This window comes from Fischerella major NIES-592, from assembly GCF_001904645.1.
In the GTDB taxonomy this organism is placed as follows: Bacteria; Cyanobacteriota; Cyanobacteriia; order Cyanobacteriales; family Nostocaceae; genus Fischerella; species Fischerella thermalis.
The window spans coordinates 15,917-33,816 of sequence record NZ_MRCA01000021.1 but is presented as its reverse complement, the minus strand read 5'-3'; the positions used below and the strand labels follow the sequence as shown (position 1 = coordinate 33,816).

Here is a 17,900-nt window from a genome sequence, read left to right as displayed (position 1 = left end):
CGCAGCCCTACCAGGGGACAATTTAAATCAAACCGAGCACATAGGAATACTTGGGCGTTTTAGTTGCAGCAATTAAATAATTAGACAGCAAATTACGCTTGATTTGATAAATAGTTTGACCAGTGGTATGGGCTAAATTCTTTAACTTAACCCAAACTAACATTGCACAAGCAATATGATTTATTTGAAGCCTAGCTTTACGACATTGACAAGATTCAATTCCTGTTAGTTGTTTAATCTCTCGGTGAAACTCCTCGATTTTCCAACGAATTTTACACACCTCTTGTACAACATTCGTGGAACTTTGAGATAAATCGTTAGTGGCGACATAATCTGTTCTGTTGGTAGAAACGGCAACCCGCAGCAGTAATTAAGCTTAGTAAATTTCATTATTCTAAGCAATATTTATCTAATACAATCTCTATCTATTTTCTCATGAATATTTCAACAGTGTTTCCTTAAGAGCGACTTCTTCGGCTTTGACAAAGCTTTCGGAACCAGATTTAGTTAATACTTGTGTACTATTAAGCAGCGATCGCACTATGCCAGTTGCGTAAGTCCTGTGCTTATGAAACATTATTAATAATATTCAATCTACCAGCCAGCAATCAAATACTATATCTTCAAGTGTTCCCGAAAATATTGTTGATATAACTGACAGCGTGGGACTAATTTATCGCCAACCCTTTTAACTAATCCCATACTATATAACTGATATGCTTGTATTGTTTCTATATCAACTGGTTCCGTTGCCTTTACTACTTGCATAAATGCCTCGGCTAGGCTGGAATTGACTTGAAAAATATGCAAAAATCGCCGTAAATGTTCTTCGTAAATTCCGGCATTTGTGGGAGCAGTTTGTAATAAGTTTTCCAGCGTTATATTCCCAATCGCGAGGTGATAAAGTGCTAGTCTAATTAAATATGGATGTCCTCCAAACATAGACATTAATTGCTGTATTTGGATTGGATTGTAATCAAGTTGATGACGCTGGGCTAAGTCTTCTATTTGTTCTGGAGCAAACTCCGTCAATTCAACTACTAATCCAACATTAAATGGTGATTGATTGATATCCAACGATCCATAGTTTTCAGTGGAATGTACTACAGCTAATCGTAATTTTTCCCAAATTTCTACCGTTTTCGCTTCTTCATGCCAACTACGTAACATGGCAAAAAAACCTTGAGAAATGTCAGCATATTGAAAAACTCTATCTACTTCATCTAATGCTAAAACTAAATTATTATTGATTGGATTCAGAATATAATCTTCAAAATATGTAGTACAATTAATAATGCTACCCCTATACTCATCCCAAGATTCATTGAATGAAGTAGATAGTTTTAGTTTGTGACTCACATAAGCACAAAAGCAGCGCAAAAATTTATCCAAATTACTAAAAACTGTTGTGTCTGCTTGCAATAAGTTTAAACGTACTGTGTGATAACCTCTCTGATTTGAATGAGCGATAATTCTCTCAAGCAGAGATGTTTTACCCATTTGTTTTGGAGCTTTAATCCGAATTAAAGAACCAGCGTGAAGAATCGTTTCATAACAACGTTCTTCTATTGGCGTTCGCGTAGCGTCTCCTGTGGAGAATCGCTGTATATAAAATGCAGAATTCAGTGGCACTAAACCTTCTGGGTATTCTAGCGTAAATTCATTTTTTATGGTACTGTAACTATCATCATGCACTGCTGCTGACAGAATATTGATATTCCTAAAGTTATAACGCTCAATCGCTGCGCGAAAATTAGTTTTACTAACCTCTTCCCCTAATGCTTCTGAAAGTAACTTCCACAATTTGAAACCTACATCCTGCCGGAGATATTTGGCTGCATAACCTTCATTGGTAGCAATTTCATCATAACTTAGTCCTTGCCATGATCCTTGAAGGATAATTATTTCTACATCTTTTAAGTGTCTGTTAATTTTGTTAAAGACAACTCCATCTAAAATTTCTAACCCTTCTTCCCAGTTCATTCTTCATCCTGAATAGATATATAGGATTATTATTCAAGTTTTAATAAACAACCTACTTTTGAAAACTGGCAAAATCAAAAGTACTGTGTTTAATAAACCACTCCAACATTTATTTCCAAGTAAACCTGCGATCGCGATTTCTTATTTATATTGGTTTATCATTGTTTTCTCTTGCTTTCTCTGACACTTGTACATACAACCGTATTTTCTTATGTAGAGAAATAAACAAGTTCAACAATATAAGATCTAATTAACCACAGTCTGTTCCTACAATATCATTTAGAGACTTCCAGGGTATCAGCCAAGACATGTGCAAAACTGGGATATTTTGTAAAGTTTAATTTAGCTAGATATGAATGATCAAACCAAAACAAGCAGAGGAATCAAAACATCATCTTTTGTTTGTCCAATCCCTAAAAAGCGTCCATCTTCTGAGTAAACTCGCAATATTTGTGAAGAATTATGTTCAAAACTGATCTTCTGACCTTGACACCATTTTTGATCTGCTGGTGCGTTTAAACTGACACAAGCTAAATGCTGCAAAGCTACATCGGGGGGAAGGGGTTGAAAAGTTCCAGCTTGCAATTGTGCTTCTAAATCTGTAAAAGTCAGGCTATCTGCTAATTGAAACCCACTGCTAGCGGTGCGTTGCAAAGCAGCGAGAGTACCGCCAGTTTCTAATACTGTACCCAAATCACGAGCGATCGCTCTAATATATGTTCCCGTACCACAGGCGATCGCCACATCCACCTCCGGAAATTCCCCCTCTCGCCAATCTAAAATCTCTATCTTGAATACTTCCACTGTTCGCACTGGCACTTCCACCGTCTCACCCTTACGTGCTAACTCGTATAAACGCTTTCCGTCTACTTGTATAGCGCTGTAACTCGGTGGAATTTGCTCAATTTTGCCTTGAAATTTTTGGAGTGCAGTTTTTACCGTTTCTAAAGTTACATTTGTCACTGATTTTTCTGCAATTATTTCTCCTTGTAAATCATCAGTTATCGTACGTACACCAAGCCTAATTGTTGCTTGATAAGCTTTTTCACCAGGAAGATACTGTAACAAACGCGTAGCTTTACCAAGTGCAATTGGTAACACACCTGTTGCTGCTGGGTCGAGAGTACCAGCATGTCCGACTCGCTTGAGGCGCAAAAGTTTTCGCGTCTTCGCTACACAGTCGTGAGAAGTCCAACCAAACGGTTTGTTGAGATTGAGAAAACCAAACACAAGATATTCATATGGCAATTGATAGTGTTATACCATTTCTTAAATTAGTTTCTACTCTTAATATCATGTCAATTTTTTGATAAATACAAATACATATGTATGGGCATACAGGTGTACGCCCATACAATAAATCCAATATGTATCAGGATTTTTAGTAAAATGTGAATTTCTGGATTTACTAAAGTTTGACCCAGCAACACTTCATTTATATCTCGATAAGCAAACACTAACAGATGACGCCAAATGCAAAACGGATAATCTATCAGTGTCTATCAGTGTTCATCGGTGTGCATCTGTGTTCGACTTATACAAAATATACTGTTCTCACCACATTAATTCACTCAAGCATAATTTTCTAGGTTATTGCTACATCCTTATTCAAGCTTTATCAGCATTGAACTCAGTCTCATTTTTACTCTTGGGAATTAACATTTCTAATCCACGCGCGATCCAAGGTAGAAAAGTCATAACTATTGTCACACCTAACAAGTCCAGCGATCGCACCCATAATGATTTTGAAACGAAGTTTTGGCGAGGGTGCGCTTTAGTACGGGAGGGATATCTGTCGCCAATATTTTTTGAATTTGTCTAAATATTTTAGACATTATTGATGCAAACTTTGAAATAGGCTCATTATTAGATAATTAATCTAAAATGCAAAATCTATCTAGCCCATTGTTGCAAAATATAAGCGTAAAAAGCCTCTTTATCTACCTTATCCATCGCGTAAATTTTACGACCTCCAGATGCTATCTTTGTACGTCCCTGACTGGGACCGGAAGTAACAATTTCAGTTTCCCACTGCCGTAGTTGATATAATTCTGGGCGACCTAAATAAGCTGTTGCTAGTACGTCCCAAAAATAATAATCTTGGGGAATTACCAGTGCATAACATTGTCCAGCTAAATCGGAGATGGGATAGTGGCGTTGTTGTCCCATTTTTCGTACGATCTCAGATGTCACAGGTACATTATTAGTCAAATCTAAAGGACACATAATAATTTCAATCTGAGTTTGCCATACCCGTGCAGCGGAAACAGGATCCCAGTATACATTCCATTCTGCGGAACCATCTTGTCCTGGTTCCCAATTTTTTTCCACATTACCAGGGACATTTAGCGCCCCTCCCATCCAGACAATTTTTTGAATTTTGGCTTCAATATCTGGTGCTTTGTCTAAGGCTGTTGCAACTGTCGTTAGTGGGCCAGTTACCATAAGCGTCACAGGTTCTGGTGCTGATCGCAACACTTTCACCATAAAATCCTGACCAGGTTCGGTAACTAGAGGTGTAATAATGCGATCGCTTTGATTCAGAATCGGCAGATGATCTACCACAAAAGAATCACGGCGATAGAGATAGGGGAAAGGATTGATACCGCGTACAGTGCTTTCTGCGACGGGAATATGAGTACCACCCATCAAATCCAGGATTTTACGTGTAGCGCTAACAGCAGGTTGTACATAACAATCAGCAGGAGTGACAACAACACCAAGAAGTTGGATATGATCCATAGTCATCAACAACATAGTTGCTAAGTAGTCATCTACACCGCCATCGTGATCCATTAATACAAGTTGTTTAGCCATAACAGGAGAATAAATAAATGGATGAGTTTATGAAAGCCGCCATTGACGAAGCAAAACAAGGTAGACAAGAAGGTGGAATCCCCATTGGTTCTGTGCTTGTCAAAGATGGCAAAATTGTAGGCAGAGGACATAACAAGCGCGTCCAAGACAACGATCCTGTCACCCACGCCGAAATTGATTGTCTGCGTAACGCAGGTAGAATTGGCAATTACAAAGGTACAACACTCTATTCAACCTTAATGCCATGCTATTTGTGTGCCGGTGCGGTAGTACAATTTGGCATAAAAAAAGTTGTAGCCGCAGAATCCAGAACATTCCCCGGTGCAAAAGAATTTATGGTATCTCGCGGCGTCGAAGTCGTTGATTTAGACTTAGAAGAATGCGAAAAAATGATGAGTGAATTTATTCAACAAAATCCCGAACTGTGGAACGAAGATATTGGTAAATGAAACATCAATGATGAAATAATTAATGCTTGAGCGCAATTAATAACTCCCAATCCCCAATCAGCAATTAGCAAATCTATCTGCGTGCATCTGTGTGCATCTGTGTGCATCGGTGGTCGATTTTCAAATATGATTTTTCCCAGGTTAATAATTGATTGTAAGTAAAAATCCCCGATCCAAAATCTGTATGACTTCACCACCCCAATTGCTTACCGATCCATTTCTGCAACTCCCAACTCCAAATTCAGTCAGAGTAGTATGGTTTACCGAGTTTGCTGGTAACAAACATCTAGTTTCCTACAGCAAAAATTTAGCCACAAAAGTTTTAGCCACAACTACTAAACTTAGCCGCACTCGTGAAGATCAACAATCAAGAGTAGGAAGTCAAACTCAAGACGGACAAATTTATCAACACCCTGTTTACCGTCATATTTGGAGACATGAAGCTGAAATAACTGGTTTAATTCCCAATACAAGAATTCCTTATCAAATTACAAGTGTACGGGAAGATAACCAAAGTGTCAGTAGTGAAGTGTTTACTCTTGCACCTACACCTACACCCAACACCCCACTAAAAATTCTCCTTACCTCCGATCACCAAATCAAACCAATGGTTGCGGCAAATTTACAAAAAGTTGTAGAAACAGTTGGACGAGTAGATGCAGTTTGGTTTGCTGGTGATTTGGCGAATATTCCCGATCGCGCCAGTGAATGGTTTGATGATAATCGGGGTGGTGCATTTTTCCCCTGTTTACAAGGTCGTGCTAAATATGAAATAGAACATAACGGTATAAAAACAAGCTACACTGGCGGGCAAATTATTCAACATGCACCCATGTTTACTTGCATTGGTAATCATGAAATCATGGGGCGTTATGCTCAAAAAGGCAGTTTGAACGAAGAGTTTAATGATACTATTCCCCGTGCAGCAGCGCTCAAATTATACGGAGAGCAATCCCTCAAAGACAATTCTTTTAATACTGATACCTACGAAGAGATATTTACTTTACCGCAGAGTCCAGAAGGCGGAAAAACCTACTATGCTACTACCTTTGGTGATGTGCGTTTGGTAGTGCTTTATGCTACCAATATGTGGCGCTATACCACGAATGAAGGTAAATATAAAGGAAAATACGGTGAACCAGAAACAGAATTAAACAATCCCCAAGAGTGGGGTTATGGTCAGCATATATACGAACCAATTGCTCAAGGAAGTCAACAGTACAACTGGTTAGTGCAAGAACTCAACAGCCCTGAATTTAAAAAAGCCAAGTATAAAATCGTGATGCTGCATCATCCGCCTCATACTCTAGGTGATAACATTATCCCTGCCTATACTGATCCAGTACAAATGATTGAACAGGATGAAACTGGCAATATTCAAGCAGTACGTTATGAGTACCCCAAACAAGCAGACTACATTATTCGTGATGTGCTGCCATTATTAGAAGCAGCTGAGGTGCAATTAGTATTTTTTGGTCATTCTCATTTATGGAACCGCTTTTGCAGTCCATCGGGGATGCACTTTTTAGAAACTTCCAACGTTGGTAACTCTTATGGCGCTGCGTACGGTAAAACAAAACGTAAGAATTTACCACCTTGGGAAAGTCAGGATTATGTAGCAAGTGGTGATCCTTATGGGTTAGTACCACTCACACCTACAATTGCACCTATTTTAGATGAAGATGGTCAACCCATGCCTTACATTGCCAGTAATGACATAACAGTGTTTAGTATCTTCGATACAGGTACGGGAACGGTGAGTAGCTATCGTTTTGATACGCGCAAGCTAGATGGAGAGGTAATTAAGTTTGATGAATTTAAACTAAATCAATAATTTTTGCTTCTTCTTTCGTGCGCCAAGAAATAAATTTATTTATGAGACAACATGAAGTGAGTTGTCAAAAAACTGTATTCAACAATACGGTTTTTAGGTTCAAAATAAGCTTAAACAAGTCACCCCTTCATAGCAATCACAGAACTTTTCGGTCTACTGATTGAAGCTCACTTTGACGAAACTGAGTATCGAGGGTTCATGGATGCCGATCGCTATATCAACTTGAGCCAGTAACAGCTAAGTACCAAGTAGAAAGAGGAAGCCAACATCCTTTGGGTGCAACGCCGTACAAAGACGGGGTAAATTTCGCAATCTTTTCAGAACATGCCACATCTGTGGAACTGTTGTTGTTTGATAAGCATGATGACGCGGAACCGATCCAGATTATCCAATTGAACCCAACAATAAATAAAACCTTTCATTTCTGGCATATCTTTGTGAAACGGTTGACACCAGGTACTTTTTATGCGTATAGAGTAGACGGCCCTCAGGATTTACACGGCGCAGGACACCGCTTCAACAAGAACAAGGTACTGATCGATCCCTACTCCAAGGGAAACAGCAATGCTCTTTGGAACCGCATAGATGCTTTGGGAACAAAAGACAACCTAGCCAGCTCAATGCGTAGTGTAGTCATTGACATCTCGGATTATGACTGGGAAGGCGATCGCCCCCTCAACCGACCAATGAGTGATACGATCATTTATGAGTTACATGCTGGCGGGTTTACTAGGTCTCCCTCCTTAGGCTGCAAAAATTATGGTTAAGGCCCTACATAAGGCTGGCATTGAAGTGATCCTAAGGGGAAGAGATATACCGCAAGTGGGTTAATGGATGCAGCTGCTGTGCCACTTTTTGAGGATGAATTAAAGAAAGCAACCAGCCAGTCAGTCAAACGCATTGTCTTGATGCTAGAAAATCTGAAATGCATATCTAGCGCTGGACTGCGATCGCTCATTTTCAACAAGTAAAAGCTGGGTGCCGATGTTGAATTCTATATAGTTGGTGCGGCTGAGCATGTCAAGAATTATCTCCAGATGAGTGCATTTTGCGAGGGTGTCACTATGTTGGATCAGTATGATACTGCCAAGATGGCTAGTGTTAGGTGATAGTTAACAGCCTCTTTAGTTTGCGACTGAGCTTTACTTGTACCTCAATAAAATTCAGTTGAATAAACTTAAAAAGCCGAATAAGTAGGGTATTCAAACCCCTACCTATTCAAGATTCAAGGTAGAAGCAGAGGTTTTAAACCCAGCTAGTAGTCTATCGCATTGATTTTAAAGGGTAAACTAATTCTCTTTCTTCGCGCTCTTTGCGTCTTCGCGGTTTTTTAATTTAACCCCTCAGAATTAATGCGATAGACCACTAGTGGTCTGTGCCATTAATTATGAGAGGTTTACTGAAGATTTAGTTGTTAAAAAGTGTTATTCCCTGGCTTTACCGGGGAATAAATTATTATAGTTTTCTTGGTTTATACAAGCTATGAAAGCAAGCCGACCTATGAAGTGCATGAAAACTTTCAAGGAATTTGGCTTATGTCTTTTTAATCAAGACATGATGCCGACAGCACTAAAAGTATCTGTTGTGGTTGGTTCTATCCTATTTATCATTAATCATGGTTCGGCACTGATTAAAGGTCAAATGAATCGTGATCGCTGGATTTCTGCGGGTGTAACCTACCTGATTCCTTATATCGTGAATATTCACGGTCAATACGTGAGTCGTTCTAGAAAAGGTTGATATGTAGTAGTAAAAATCAAGGTCATGACATCAATTAATCGGAAAAACCAGACCAAAATAACTTTCAAAGCTGTTAATAGTTAAAAGAATTCCCCAACCAACAGGAGAAACTTTGATGACGGGTAGTATTTCCTTGTGAAAAATTCCTCTCTTGAGAAATTGTAAACATAAGCTTGCTCCCGTCAAGTTACTAATTACTAAGGGTGCGTTCATCTTTTGAGTCCGTTTTAACGGACTTGGGCTATGAGGATCGAACTTTAGTTCAAGGCTTACTCAGGGGGCTGAAAATACAACTAGGGCGTTGAAGCATACAATAAGGGAATTGTGTTTCCTGTAGCGATCGCATTTGTTTGAACGTGATAGGCAATCAACACAAATTTGATAGCAGATTTCGATGTACCCTGTGCCATAGTTAAATGTATCTTGCTAATTGTGCTTACCGTTACTACCAGCCTCTACTGTCGCCACTACCTCCCCCGTCAAGCTGGTATCATAACCACCAAGTGCTTGCAGTTGTGAAATCACCTGTCGATGTCCCAAAGTACCGAGTAATCGTTGTACAGGTGCTTCTTCCAAATATTGCTTGAGAATTACTAAGTCATATCGTGACTGATGTAAGGGAATAAAATCCAATCCAAAAGCAGTGGCTAAAGATGCTGAACTTACCCCTGCATCTGCCTTTCCTGTAGCTACAGCCAATGCTACATCTTGATGTCCACTAACAACTTGATCAAATCCTTGTACAGCAGTAAACGATATTTTTTCTTGCTGAAGTTTCCTTTCTAACAACTCTCGGCTACCGGAACCTTGATCGCGATTAACGATGGTGACTCCAGGTTGTGCTAAATCAGCTACGGTTTTTAAATTCTTGGGATTTCCTGGCTGCACTAAAAGACCTTCTTCCCAAATCCCCAAATTAATTAAAACTGCTGTTTGATTTTTTAAGATACGACGCACAAAGGGTGTATTATGTTCTTGATTTTTTGAACAATACAAGTGCATTCCTGCAATGTGAACCTCACCGCGACATAAGCGTTCTAAAGCTGCCATACTATTGGCAAAAGTTAGATGTACTCTCAGTTCTGGATGCCAACGTTCTGCGGCTCTTGCCCATAAGGATAGTGCAGGGGAACAACCAGCTAAAACTACCGTATTCAGTAATTTCTGTGGTTCATCTAGTAGTTTAACTAACACCGTATCTGTATGTGGGAGACGATTTCCCTCACCATCCGAAGGAATCATTTCACTACGAAAGGCATCTTTACCAATTAGAGGATGAGCTACCCATTGCCCACCTACTCGTGCTAATAGTACACGCAAACCTTGGCCTACTGGTAAATTTTTGGCAGGGATAGCAGTAATTTCTGGTAAATCTTCTTCGAGCCAAAATAAATCTTCAATGTGACAACCAAGAGCCTTCGCTAAACGTAAGGAAATTGTGGTTGAGGGAGCATATTGTCCTGACTCTACGCCGCTAATAGTTTGACGAGTCACACCAGCCAAGTTAGCCAAATCCTGTTGGCTCATACCCAAGCGGGTTCTAATTTGTTTTAAGTTATTACGAAGAACTTCTTGTTTCACCACATCTTGGTTATTGTCTTTTTGAAATTATATAATCAGGGTAAATAAAACTAGTATTTTAGGTAAAATTTCGATTTTTAATCGAGTTAACGAAAGCAATACTCTAGGGGAGTCGCTACGCGATCGCTGATTCTGATTCCCAATTTATACTAGCGATCCCAGTACTAAATACAATGCTAAAAAAGCAAGATAATGGTTAACTTTTATACGCAAACCTTAGCCATGCTTTTAATTTCTCGATCCACTCCTATTAACAAGCAGCAGAATCGGAATGGCAGCAAGCTGAATGATGACTGAAAAAAGAATTAGAGTACTCACTGACCTATCGTATAAAATTCCCATCAAAGCACTACCTAAAAACCAAGACACACCATAGCCTGTGTTAAATATGCCAAAAGCAGAGCCACGTTTTTCAATTGGCACCATTGCTGCCACTGCTGCTTTCAAAATTGATTCTTGCGCTCCCATCCCTATCCCCCACAAGACCATTCCCAATATTGCTAAATTGATGTTGCCGAAAAAGACTAAGGGTGCAAACATTGAAGACAAAACAGCCGCAAAAATTAGGATAGATATGCCAAAGCGGTCAAATAAACGTCCAAATATCAGTGCGGCAATCCCATCAACCCCCATTGCCAAAGCATATAGTAGGGGAATTGTATTGCCTGTGGCGATCGCTTGAGTTTGAAAGTGATAAGCAATTAATGGAAAATCAGCAAAGCCTGCGGCCAGGAATGCTACAGCCCCTAAATAAATCCAGAATCTTTGAGGTAGTCCTTTGTCCGCTAATGTAGGAATTTGGTGTTCAAAATCACGGGGATTCGGGTAAATTCTCTGCCCTACCAAAAGCACAATCATCCCAACTACAGCAGGTACGATAAGAATTGCAAAACCGCCCCGATATCCACCGTGAAGATAAACCACCGTCGCCACAGCCAATGGCCCCGCTACTGCACCGATTTGGTCAAGTGCTTCATGCAACCCAAATCCAAAACCGCCTCCCAGTCTCAAAGCCGCGTGGGACAGTAGCACATCTCTAGGTGGAGTGCGAATTGCTTTACCAGTGCGTTCACCAATCATCAATGCCGCAGCGACTTGCCAACTTCCTGCTAAGGCTAAGAGTGGTACAACTGCCGTATTGAGTGCATAACCAATGGTGGTAATTCGCCAATATTTGCGGGTTTTGTCGCTGAGATAGCCAATGAAAAGACGAAAACAATAGCCGATTAATTCTCCTAAACCTGCTACTAGCCCGACTACAAAACCACTAGCCCCTAAAACTCCTAAATACGCACCTGTAATGCTTCTTGCACCTTCGTAGGTAGCATCAGCACAGAGGCTAACTATACCTAACATCACCACAAATTTGAGAGCTGATTTATTAGATGTACCCTGTGCCATAGTTACTACGTTGTTAAGTGTGCTAATTTTTAAGAGGTTGTAGCTGTGATTCAGTGATATCTTTTTACTATTAGCTGTAATTAGCGCCAAAGTAGACTAATGCCATTATTTGAGAAGGTACAGCCATTTTTAGTACTGCTTTCAGTTTTTGTGGGATTGGCATTAGCTCAAATAGGATGGTTTGCTAATTTAGCCCCAAAGATAATTGTGCCGTTATTGGCTTTGATGCTGTATGCAACTTTCCTACCAATACCTTTAAAGGGCTGGGGAAGAGGGTTACAGAATTTTAAAGTGACATCAACAAGCCTGATGGTTAACTTTGTCTGGACTCCCATCTTCACTTGGATTAATGGTTATCTATTTTTGCAAGATAGCCCCGATTTCAGGGTGGGGCTAATTATGTTGATGGTCACACCTTGTACTGATTGGTATCTTGTCTTTACAGGTGTTGCCCGTGGAGATGTGGCTTTGGCAACTGCTTTACTGCCACTAAATTTAGTGTTGCAAGTTATTTTGCTACCAGTGTATCTGTTGATTTTTGCCGGGACATTGGTAGAGATCAACATAATTCAACTTTTTGATAGTTTGTTTTGGGTATTATTTTTACCTTTGTTGGTAGCAACCATTTCCCGACAATTAATCCTCAGATGGAAAGGTGATGTTTATTTTCAGCAAGTGGTTGCAAAGATGGCAATATTTCAAGTAATCTGCCTTAATTTAGCGATCGCTACTATCTTCGCTTCACAAGGAAAGGTAGTCATACAGCATCCAGAATTAATATTTCAACTGTTTATCCCTGTTGTTCTGTTCTTCGTGGTTAATTTTGTCTTAGGTCAATTGATAGGACGTTACTTAAAGTTTTCCTACCAAGAGGTTGCTTGTCTTAGCTGCACCACTTTGGCTCGTAATTCCCCACTGTCCCTAGCAATTGCTGCTTCTGCATTTCCCCATCGTCCTTTAATTGCTCTTGTCTTAGTCATTGGCCCCTTGATTGAGTTACCAGTTATGGTTTTAATTTCTCAGCTACTACTGCTGATACGACGGCGAGGGCAATGGCAGCAGTAAAATAAGTGTTTATGATTGCATTAAAAATAACCGCATTGGATCTAACTTGACATACCAAGGGAAAGGACGATCTTTGATAGTTGACCATTTTTCTTTAAATACTTCGGCTTGGATGTGGTAATCGTTGGCTTGAGTCGGTGGATGATTTAGCTTCAGGTAAAGTGTCATTCTATGGGGTGTTTCCCGTGTGTGAGCTAACCAACAGGGGAAGGTATTTTCAGCTTTGGGATCATTGGTAATGGTGAGATGATGGGCGCGAATTCCGACATAAGCCAATGATTCAGGAATTGGTTCAATGACTTTGAGAGTACAGCCCCAGTCTTGGGCTTCTACTTGTGTGGGGGAAATTGCTCTTGTCTTAGAGAAGTTTTTACAACCAGTTAGTTGAGCAACTGTGTAAGTAGCTGGACGATCGAAAATCGATTGTTTTTTATCGTAAGCGATCGCCTGCCCTTCTGACATCACTAACAGTTGTTCACAAATCTCATAGGCTTCTTCTAAATTATGGGTAACAAATAGCGTCACTCCTTGATAGCTACTCAGTGTCTCAATCAGTTGTTCTTGCAGTTGGTGTCGTAGGTGGGTATCGAGAGCCGAAAAAGGTTCATCTAACAACAACACTTCTGGTTCTACTGCTAAAGCCCTCGCTAAAGCTACGCGCTGCTGTTGTCCGCCAGATAAATGGTGTGGATAGCGGTTCTCTAGACCAGAAAGTTGTAATCTGGTAATTTGTTCTCTTAAGCGGTGCTGGCGTTCTGCAACAGACAAATCTTGTAAACCGTAGGTAATATTTTCGGCAACTGTCAAATGGGGAAACAAAGCGTAGTTTTGAAAGACAATACCAACACGGCGTAAGCGAATTGGTAGATTAATTCGTTTGTTGGAGTCAAACAAAACCCTTCCATTAACGACAATGCGACCCCGCTTAGGAGTTTCAAGCCCCGCAATACAACGCAAAGTCATGCTTTTGCCAGAACCAGAACCCCCCAATATTCCCAGGACTCGCCCCTCTAGATTAAATTTCACTTCTAGAGGATAACTGGCTAGTTGTTTGTGAATGTCTACTAAAAGCTGCATCCTTAGTTTTGATTATTTTCTCAGTAAAACGCTTTTGTCTACGCTGTTCCAGCCTACGCGCCCACAACAACAACAGAAATGCCCAAAAAGTCATCACCAGCACCATCAAATTAGCCTTGCCATACTCTTGGTTCTGCACAGCATCATAAATAGCCAAAGGTAAGGTTTGGGTGCGTCCGGGGATATTCCCTGCAACCATTAAGGTTGCACCGAATTCACCTAAAGCTCTGGCGACTGCTAAGATAAAGCCTGCTAAAATTCCCGAACGAGCCAAAGGTAAAGTAACTCGCCATAATACTTTGATTTCCGAGTCTCCCAGGGTACGGGCTGCTGCTTCTAATTCGGGATTAACATCTAAAATTGCGGCTCTAGCTGCTTCTACAATTAGGGGTAACGCAACTACTGCACTAGCGATCGCTGCTGCTTGCCAAGTGAATAAAATATCTATACCGAACCATTCCAGTATGGGGCTACCTCGACCTAAAGCTAACAATAGGTAGAAACCAATCACACTGGGAGGTAGTACCAAGGGCAAGTTCAGCACTGTAGAGATGATTAGTTCTCCTCGAAAACGAACACGGGCTAAGAAAATTGCTAGTCCCAGCCCAAAAACTAACAGTAATACTGTAGCTAGTGCGGTGACTTGCAATGACAATATATAAGGAAACCAATCCATTACTTTACCGTCTCTCCAGGTAAAACAAAGCCATATTTTTTCATTAATGGTCTGCCTTTTGGCCCGTTAATAAATTGAGCAAACTGTTTAGCCTGTGTCTGATACTTACTCTTTTTGACTACAGCCAACATTTGGTCAATGGGTTTATGTAAGTTTTCAGGAATTAGCTCCCATTTTCCAGGTTTGTTGACGCTTAAAGATAAAGCCACGATACCGACATCAACGTTGCCAGTTTCCACATATTGTTGAGTTTGGCGGATGTTCTCGCCTAGCACCAGTTTCGGCTTGATTGCATCCCATATACCTACTGACTGAAATGCTTCTCTGGCAGCGATACCGTAGGGAGCATGATCCGGATTGGCGATCGCTACTCTCTTGTATTCCGGTTTGGTTAACTCTCTAATGTCTTTGGGGTTGAGTTTACTGTCTTCTCTTGTCCATAAAGTAATCCGTCCCCTGCCATACAAAGCTTTAGTTGTGGATACTATTAACCCTTTTTTGTCAAGGTCTTCCACAAATGACTTATTAGCAGCCGCATATAAATCTACTGGTGCGCCTCGTTCAATTTGTTGAGCCAATTGTCCTGTAGAACCAAAGTTAAAGGTGACTTTGTTTCCTGTTTCTTTTTCCCATAAAGCACCGATTTCTTTAAACACATAGTTGAGGTCAGCTGCCGCAGATACAGTTAGTGTTACTGGTTTTTGAGCTAATAGTGTCTGGATTGCTGGTACTGGATTGAGGAAAAATCCCCAGGATGTGACTAGAACTGCTACTAGGCTTGACAGGAGAAAATACCGTCCTCTTACTTTCATGGAAGTGTTGTTTATGACTAACAGGCTGCTAGTTGATATTGATACATGAATGTAATTTTAAATTCTGTAGCAAGTAGAACAAACATTGTGACAAAATACTTGCACAAAAATTGCACAATAAAAATCTCTACCATAGCAGCAAAAATAGAAATTCTCTAACTTTGCGTCCTTTTTTGAAAGTCTGCCGTCTATGTAGGTAAACATCAACACAGGAGTGCTGTGATGACCACTACTACGACCTTGAACTATTCCTTACGTACACTCAACATTGAATTACTAGCAATCGATTGATCGACTTGCTCTCGGTGTACGGGATCGCTTTTAAATATTGAGCAAGCGATCGCCCAAGAATTAGCTATATCGGTGTCTGGAATGAAATCACGGGCGTTGCTGAATTTGGTCATGAATTATGTTTGTATACATTTNTTGTAGAGACGTAGCATTGCTACGTCTCTACATATCCGTGAATTGTAAATTCATGTCTTGATTCAGCAATGCCAAATCACGAGTACAATGCAGGCGACAAAAGTTCAAAGAGTTATTGCAAACTTGCTCTCAACTACAAATGGATGCTGTGGAAAATGTCATCGAGTATGAAATGAAAGATGTACAGATATGTCGCTCTTGCGGTTTAGCAAAGTGATCTGCTCAGATACTTTATATGTTTACTGGATAAAAAACCATAAAATTACGCCTGATGTGAATTGAATATGGAGACGCAATATTCCTTGCGCCTGGTAAAAAACGTTTTTTTAGAAATCGACCACCGATACACACCGATAAACACAGATAACACAGATGGATCTTTCATGGGTGGTTGGGTGGTCATTGGTTTGTTGAGTATTTCCCATGATCTATTAGCGCCTTTGTTAATTCACATTAGACGTAAATTATTATTTTTAACCTTGGCTTAACCTAATTTTAACCCAAATCTCTCAAGTATCATTGATACTACATGTAAAATACATTGATTAAAAAAATAGCTTTTACAGATATGTTTGCTTATATTTGAACTTATTTGCACCAAGATTATCATGTGCAAAAAATTTCACTGAAGTTTAATAATTGAACAATATTTCTTAATAAAATTATTGTTAGTTAATTTCTTTTGCTTAACCTTATCTTAACTTCCTAAGTATCCCTTGATGATAATATTCAAGCGTAACTTAAGTTCAGAATTTGTAGCCGAAATTTATTATGTTCACTTCAAAAGGACAGTTAGTTGCTTCTTTGGTCGTCTTGTCAATTGCTATCGGTGCTTGTGGCGATAATCAGGCTACCAACAACTCAAATCCCGCAGCTAATGGTAATGCAACTCCAGCAGCAAACACAGCAGCCGGTTCAAATCTATCTGGGAAAGTCACTGTAGATGGTTCCAGTACAGTTTTCCCGATCTCTGAAGCAATGGCAGAAGAGTTTCAAAAAGCCAACCCTGGCGTACAAGTCACTGTGGGTAACTCTGGTACAGGTGGCGGTTTCAAGAAGTTCTGCAATAATGAAACTGATATTTCCAATGCTTCCCGTCCAATTAAGCCCGAAGAAGTAGAACTGTGTAAAAAAAATAATGTTGAATACATTGAATTACCAGTGGCTTTTGATGGTCTGTCAGTTGTAGTTAACCCACAAAATAATTTTGTCAAATGTCTCACAGTTGCTGAACTGAAAAAGATGTGGGAACCAGCAGCCCAGGGCAAAGTTACTAGTTGGAGACAAATTCGTCCTGATTTCCCTGACCAGCGATTAGGGCTTTATGGAGCAGGTACAGACTCCGGTACTTATGATTTCTTTACTAAAGCTATTGTCGGTGCCGAAGGCAAGAGTCGGGGTGATTACACCGCGAGTGAAGATGACAACACTTTAGTACAAGGTATCAGTTCAGATACTAATGGTATTGGTTTCTTTGGGCTTGCTTATTACGAAAACAACAAAGAAAAATTAAAACTAGTTGCTATTGATAACGGTAAAGGTTGTGTTCTTCCCAGCGCAGAAACGGTAGCCGATGGTACCTACCAGCCTCTATCTCGTCCAGAGTTTATCTATGTCAAAAAATCTGCCGCAACTCGTCCTGAAGTCAAGGCATTTGTTGATTTTCATTTAGCTGAAGCAAATCAAAAGTTAGTCAAAGAAGTGGGCTATGTACCTTTACCTCAGGACATACTTTCTGAAGTTCAAGCGCGTTTCAACAACGGTAAAGTAGGTTCGGTGTTTGAAGGTCAAGGTTCTACAGTGGGTGTCACCCTGAAAGATTTACTCAAAAAAGAAAAATAAGAGTTTTTTGTTGATAAAACAGAGGCACAGAGGCTAGGGAAACAGTTATTTTAGATTCTTATTGTGAGCTATCACTTGTGGAGTGTTAGCAAATAATTTCTAAATGCTGTAATCCAAATAATAAACTAGCCAGCCTTTTAACTCTGTTTATTAGTTTATAAAGACAAAGGAACTTCGAGTTTATGCGGTGTGTTAAC

The 17,900-nt window shown here is 40.0% G+C and carries 18 protein-coding genes and 2 pseudogenes; 8 read left to right on the top strand and 12 right to left on the bottom strand.

The genetic code is table 11. The annotated features are described in order from the left end of the window. Positions 1–22 precede the first annotated feature (22 nt). The 5 genes and pseudogenes from NIES592_RS22530 to NIES592_RS22515 all read right to left on the bottom strand — a co-directional run. Positions 23–367, bottom strand: a pseudogene (locus NIES592_RS22530) (transposase); the annotation flags it as partial. A 66-nt stretch (positions 368–433) separates the two neighbouring features. Further along, positions 434–577, bottom strand: coding sequence for a hypothetical protein (locus tag NIES592_RS25475; RefSeq protein WP_178379611.1), 144 nt, complete (start codon positions 575–577; stop codon positions 434–436). A gap of 38 nt (positions 578–615) precedes the next feature. Continuing rightward, the gene (locus NIES592_RS22525; RefSeq protein WP_073556962.1) at positions 616–1,983 is read right to left on the bottom strand and encodes an AAA-like domain-containing protein; all 1,368 of its coding nucleotides are present in this window, start codon (positions 1,981–1,983) and stop codon (positions 616–618) included. 360 nt (positions 1,984–2,343) lie between these two features. Beyond that, positions 2,344–3,213: a tRNA pseudouridine(55) synthase TruB gene (gene truB, locus NIES592_RS22520; RefSeq protein WP_073556961.1), complete on the bottom strand. Its 870-nt coding sequence runs from the start codon at positions 3,211–3,213 to the stop codon at positions 2,344–2,346. Between the two features lie 663 nt (positions 3,214–3,876). After that, complete coding sequence (locus NIES592_RS22515) at positions 3,877–4,800, bottom strand: nucleoside hydrolase (RefSeq protein WP_073556960.1); 924 nt, start codon at positions 4,798–4,800, stop codon at positions 3,877–3,879. 17 nt (positions 4,801–4,817) lie between these two features. Between NIES592_RS22515 and NIES592_RS22510 the strand changes: the two genes are divergently transcribed. From NIES592_RS22510 to nrtS, 5 genes and pseudogenes are all read left to right on the top strand, one after another. Continuing rightward, positions 4,818–5,249 (top strand): nucleoside deaminase, encoded by a 432-nt coding sequence (locus NIES592_RS22510; RefSeq protein ID WP_062246153.1) that lies wholly within the window; start codon positions 4,818–4,820, stop codon positions 5,247–5,249. Between the two features lie 184 nt (positions 5,250–5,433). Beyond that, complete coding sequence (locus NIES592_RS22505; RefSeq protein WP_073556959.1) at positions 5,434–7,083, top strand: purple acid phosphatase family protein; 1,650 nt, start codon at positions 5,434–5,436, stop codon at positions 7,081–7,083. A gap of 272 nt (positions 7,084–7,355) precedes the next feature. After that, positions 7,356–7,850: a hypothetical protein gene (locus NIES592_RS22500; RefSeq protein WP_256678202.1), complete on the top strand. Its 495-nt coding sequence runs from the start codon at positions 7,356–7,358 to the stop codon at positions 7,848–7,850. A gap of 57 nt (positions 7,851–7,907) precedes the next feature. Beyond that, positions 7,908–8,054, top strand: a pseudogene (locus NIES592_RS26070) (STAS domain-containing protein); the annotation flags it as partial. 538 nt (positions 8,055–8,592) lie between these two features. Next, on the top strand, positions 8,593–8,823 hold the full coding sequence (gene nrtS, locus NIES592_RS22490) for a nitrate/nitrite transporter NrtS (protein WP_178379610.1): 231 nt from the start codon (positions 8,593–8,595) through the stop codon (positions 8,821–8,823). Positions 8,824–8,853: 30 nt separating this feature from the next. Here the strand turns inward: nrtS and NIES592_RS22485 are convergent, their stop codons facing one another. The 3 genes from NIES592_RS22485 to NIES592_RS22475 form a co-directional block, all read right to left on the bottom strand. Next, on the bottom strand, positions 8,854–9,036 hold the full coding sequence (locus NIES592_RS22485; protein WP_073556958.1) for a hypothetical protein: 183 nt from the start codon (positions 9,034–9,036) through the stop codon (positions 8,854–8,856). A gap of 213 nt (positions 9,037–9,249) precedes the next feature. After that, positions 9,250–10,404 (bottom strand): substrate-binding domain-containing protein, encoded by a 1,155-nt coding sequence (locus NIES592_RS22480; RefSeq protein WP_073556957.1) that lies wholly within the window; start codon positions 10,402–10,404, stop codon positions 9,250–9,252. 228 nt (positions 10,405–10,632) lie between these two features. Beyond that, complete coding sequence (locus NIES592_RS22475; protein ID WP_073556956.1) at positions 10,633–11,805, bottom strand: MFS transporter; 1,173 nt, start codon at positions 11,803–11,805, stop codon at positions 10,633–10,635. A 99-nt stretch (positions 11,806–11,904) separates the two neighbouring features. On the opposite strand from NIES592_RS22475, the gene NIES592_RS22470 reads away from it, so the two are divergent. Further along, entirely contained in the window at positions 11,905–12,870 is a 966-nt protein-coding gene (locus NIES592_RS22470; protein ID WP_073556955.1) for an arsenic resistance protein, read from the top strand. Between the two features lie 9 nt (positions 12,871–12,879). Here the strand turns inward: NIES592_RS22470 and NIES592_RS26065 are convergent, their stop codons facing one another. The 4 genes from NIES592_RS26065 to NIES592_RS25470 all read right to left on the bottom strand — a co-directional run bounded on the left by NIES592_RS26065 (position 12,880) and on the right by NIES592_RS25470 (position 15,839). Beyond that, positions 12,880–13,947 (bottom strand): sulfate/molybdate ABC transporter ATP-binding protein, encoded by a 1,068-nt coding sequence (locus tag NIES592_RS26065; protein WP_084552382.1) that lies wholly within the window; start codon positions 13,945–13,947, stop codon positions 12,880–12,882. Then, entirely contained in the window at positions 13,886–14,623 is a 738-nt protein-coding gene (modB, locus tag NIES592_RS26060; RefSeq protein WP_084552380.1) for a molybdate ABC transporter permease subunit, read from the bottom strand. Before modB ends, NIES592_RS26065 begins: the two co-directional genes overlap by 62 nt. Then, entirely contained in the window at positions 14,623–15,435 is an 813-nt protein-coding gene (gene modA / locus NIES592_RS22460) for a molybdate ABC transporter substrate-binding protein (protein ID WP_073556954.1), read from the bottom strand. Before modA ends, modB begins: the two co-directional genes overlap by 1 nt. A gap of 245 nt (positions 15,436–15,680) precedes the next feature. Then, positions 15,681–15,839 (bottom strand): hypothetical protein, encoded by a 159-nt coding sequence (locus NIES592_RS25470; RefSeq protein ID WP_178379609.1) that lies wholly within the window; start codon positions 15,837–15,839, stop codon positions 15,681–15,683. 306 nt (positions 15,840–16,145) lie between these two features. Here NIES592_RS25470 and NIES592_RS22455 point away from each other — a divergent pair, with 306 nt between their 5' ends. After that, positions 16,146–16,349: a hypothetical protein gene (locus NIES592_RS22455; protein ID WP_062246135.1), complete on the top strand. Its 204-nt coding sequence runs from the start codon at positions 16,146–16,148 to the stop codon at positions 16,347–16,349. 283 nt (positions 16,350–16,632) lie between these two features. Further along, positions 16,633–17,703 (top strand): PstS family phosphate ABC transporter substrate-binding protein, encoded by a 1,071-nt coding sequence (locus NIES592_RS22450; RefSeq protein ID WP_073556953.1) that lies wholly within the window; start codon positions 16,633–16,635, stop codon positions 17,701–17,703. The last annotated feature ends 197 nt before the right edge of the window (positions 17,704–17,900 follow it).

Coding starts and splice junctions, on each gene's coding strand:
- NIES592_RS22455 (WP_062246135.1), top strand. CDS start 16,146: ATGGAGACGCAATATTCCTTGCGCCTGGTAAAAAACGTTTTTTTAGAA.
- NIES592_RS22485 (WP_073556958.1), bottom strand. CDS start 9,036: ATGAACGCACCCTTAGTAATTAGTAACTTGACGGGAGCAAGCTTATGT.
- modB (WP_084552380.1), bottom strand. CDS start 14,623: ATGGATTGGTTTCCTTATATATTGTCATTGCAAGTCACCGCACTAGCT.
- NIES592_RS22525 (WP_073556962.1), bottom strand. CDS start 1,983: ATGAACTGGGAAGAAGGGTTAGAAATTTTAGATGGAGTTGTCTTTAAC.
- NIES592_RS25470 (WP_178379609.1), bottom strand. CDS start 15,839: ATGACCAAATTCAGCAACGCCCGTGATTTCATTCCAGACACCGATATA.
- NIES592_RS22515 (WP_073556960.1), bottom strand. CDS start 4,800: ATGGCTAAACAACTTGTATTAATGGATCACGATGGCGGTGTAGATGAC.
- NIES592_RS25475 (WP_178379611.1), bottom strand. CDS start 577: ATGTTTCATAAGCACAGGACTTACGCAACTGGCATAGTGCGATCGCTG.
- NIES592_RS22470 (WP_073556955.1), top strand. CDS start 11,905: ATGCCATTATTTGAGAAGGTACAGCCATTTTTAGTACTGCTTTCAGTT.
- NIES592_RS26065 (WP_084552382.1), bottom strand. CDS start 13,947: ATGCAGCTTTTAGTAGACATTCACAAACAACTAGCCAGTTATCCTCTA.
- NIES592_RS22510 (WP_062246153.1), top strand. CDS start 4,818: ATGGATGAGTTTATGAAAGCCGCCATTGACGAAGCAAAACAAGGTAGA.
- NIES592_RS22450 (WP_073556953.1), top strand. CDS start 16,633: ATGTTCACTTCAAAAGGACAGTTAGTTGCTTCTTTGGTCGTCTTGTCA.
- NIES592_RS22475 (WP_073556956.1), bottom strand. CDS start 11,805: ATGGCACAGGGTACATCTAATAAATCAGCTCTCAAATTTGTGGTGATG.
- modA (WP_073556954.1), bottom strand. CDS start 15,435: ATGAAAGTAAGAGGACGGTATTTTCTCCTGTCAAGCCTAGTAGCAGTT.
- nrtS (WP_178379610.1), top strand. CDS start 8,593: ATGAAAACTTTCAAGGAATTTGGCTTATGTCTTTTTAATCAAGACATG.
- NIES592_RS22505 (WP_073556959.1), top strand. CDS start 5,434: ATGACTTCACCACCCCAATTGCTTACCGATCCATTTCTGCAACTCCCA.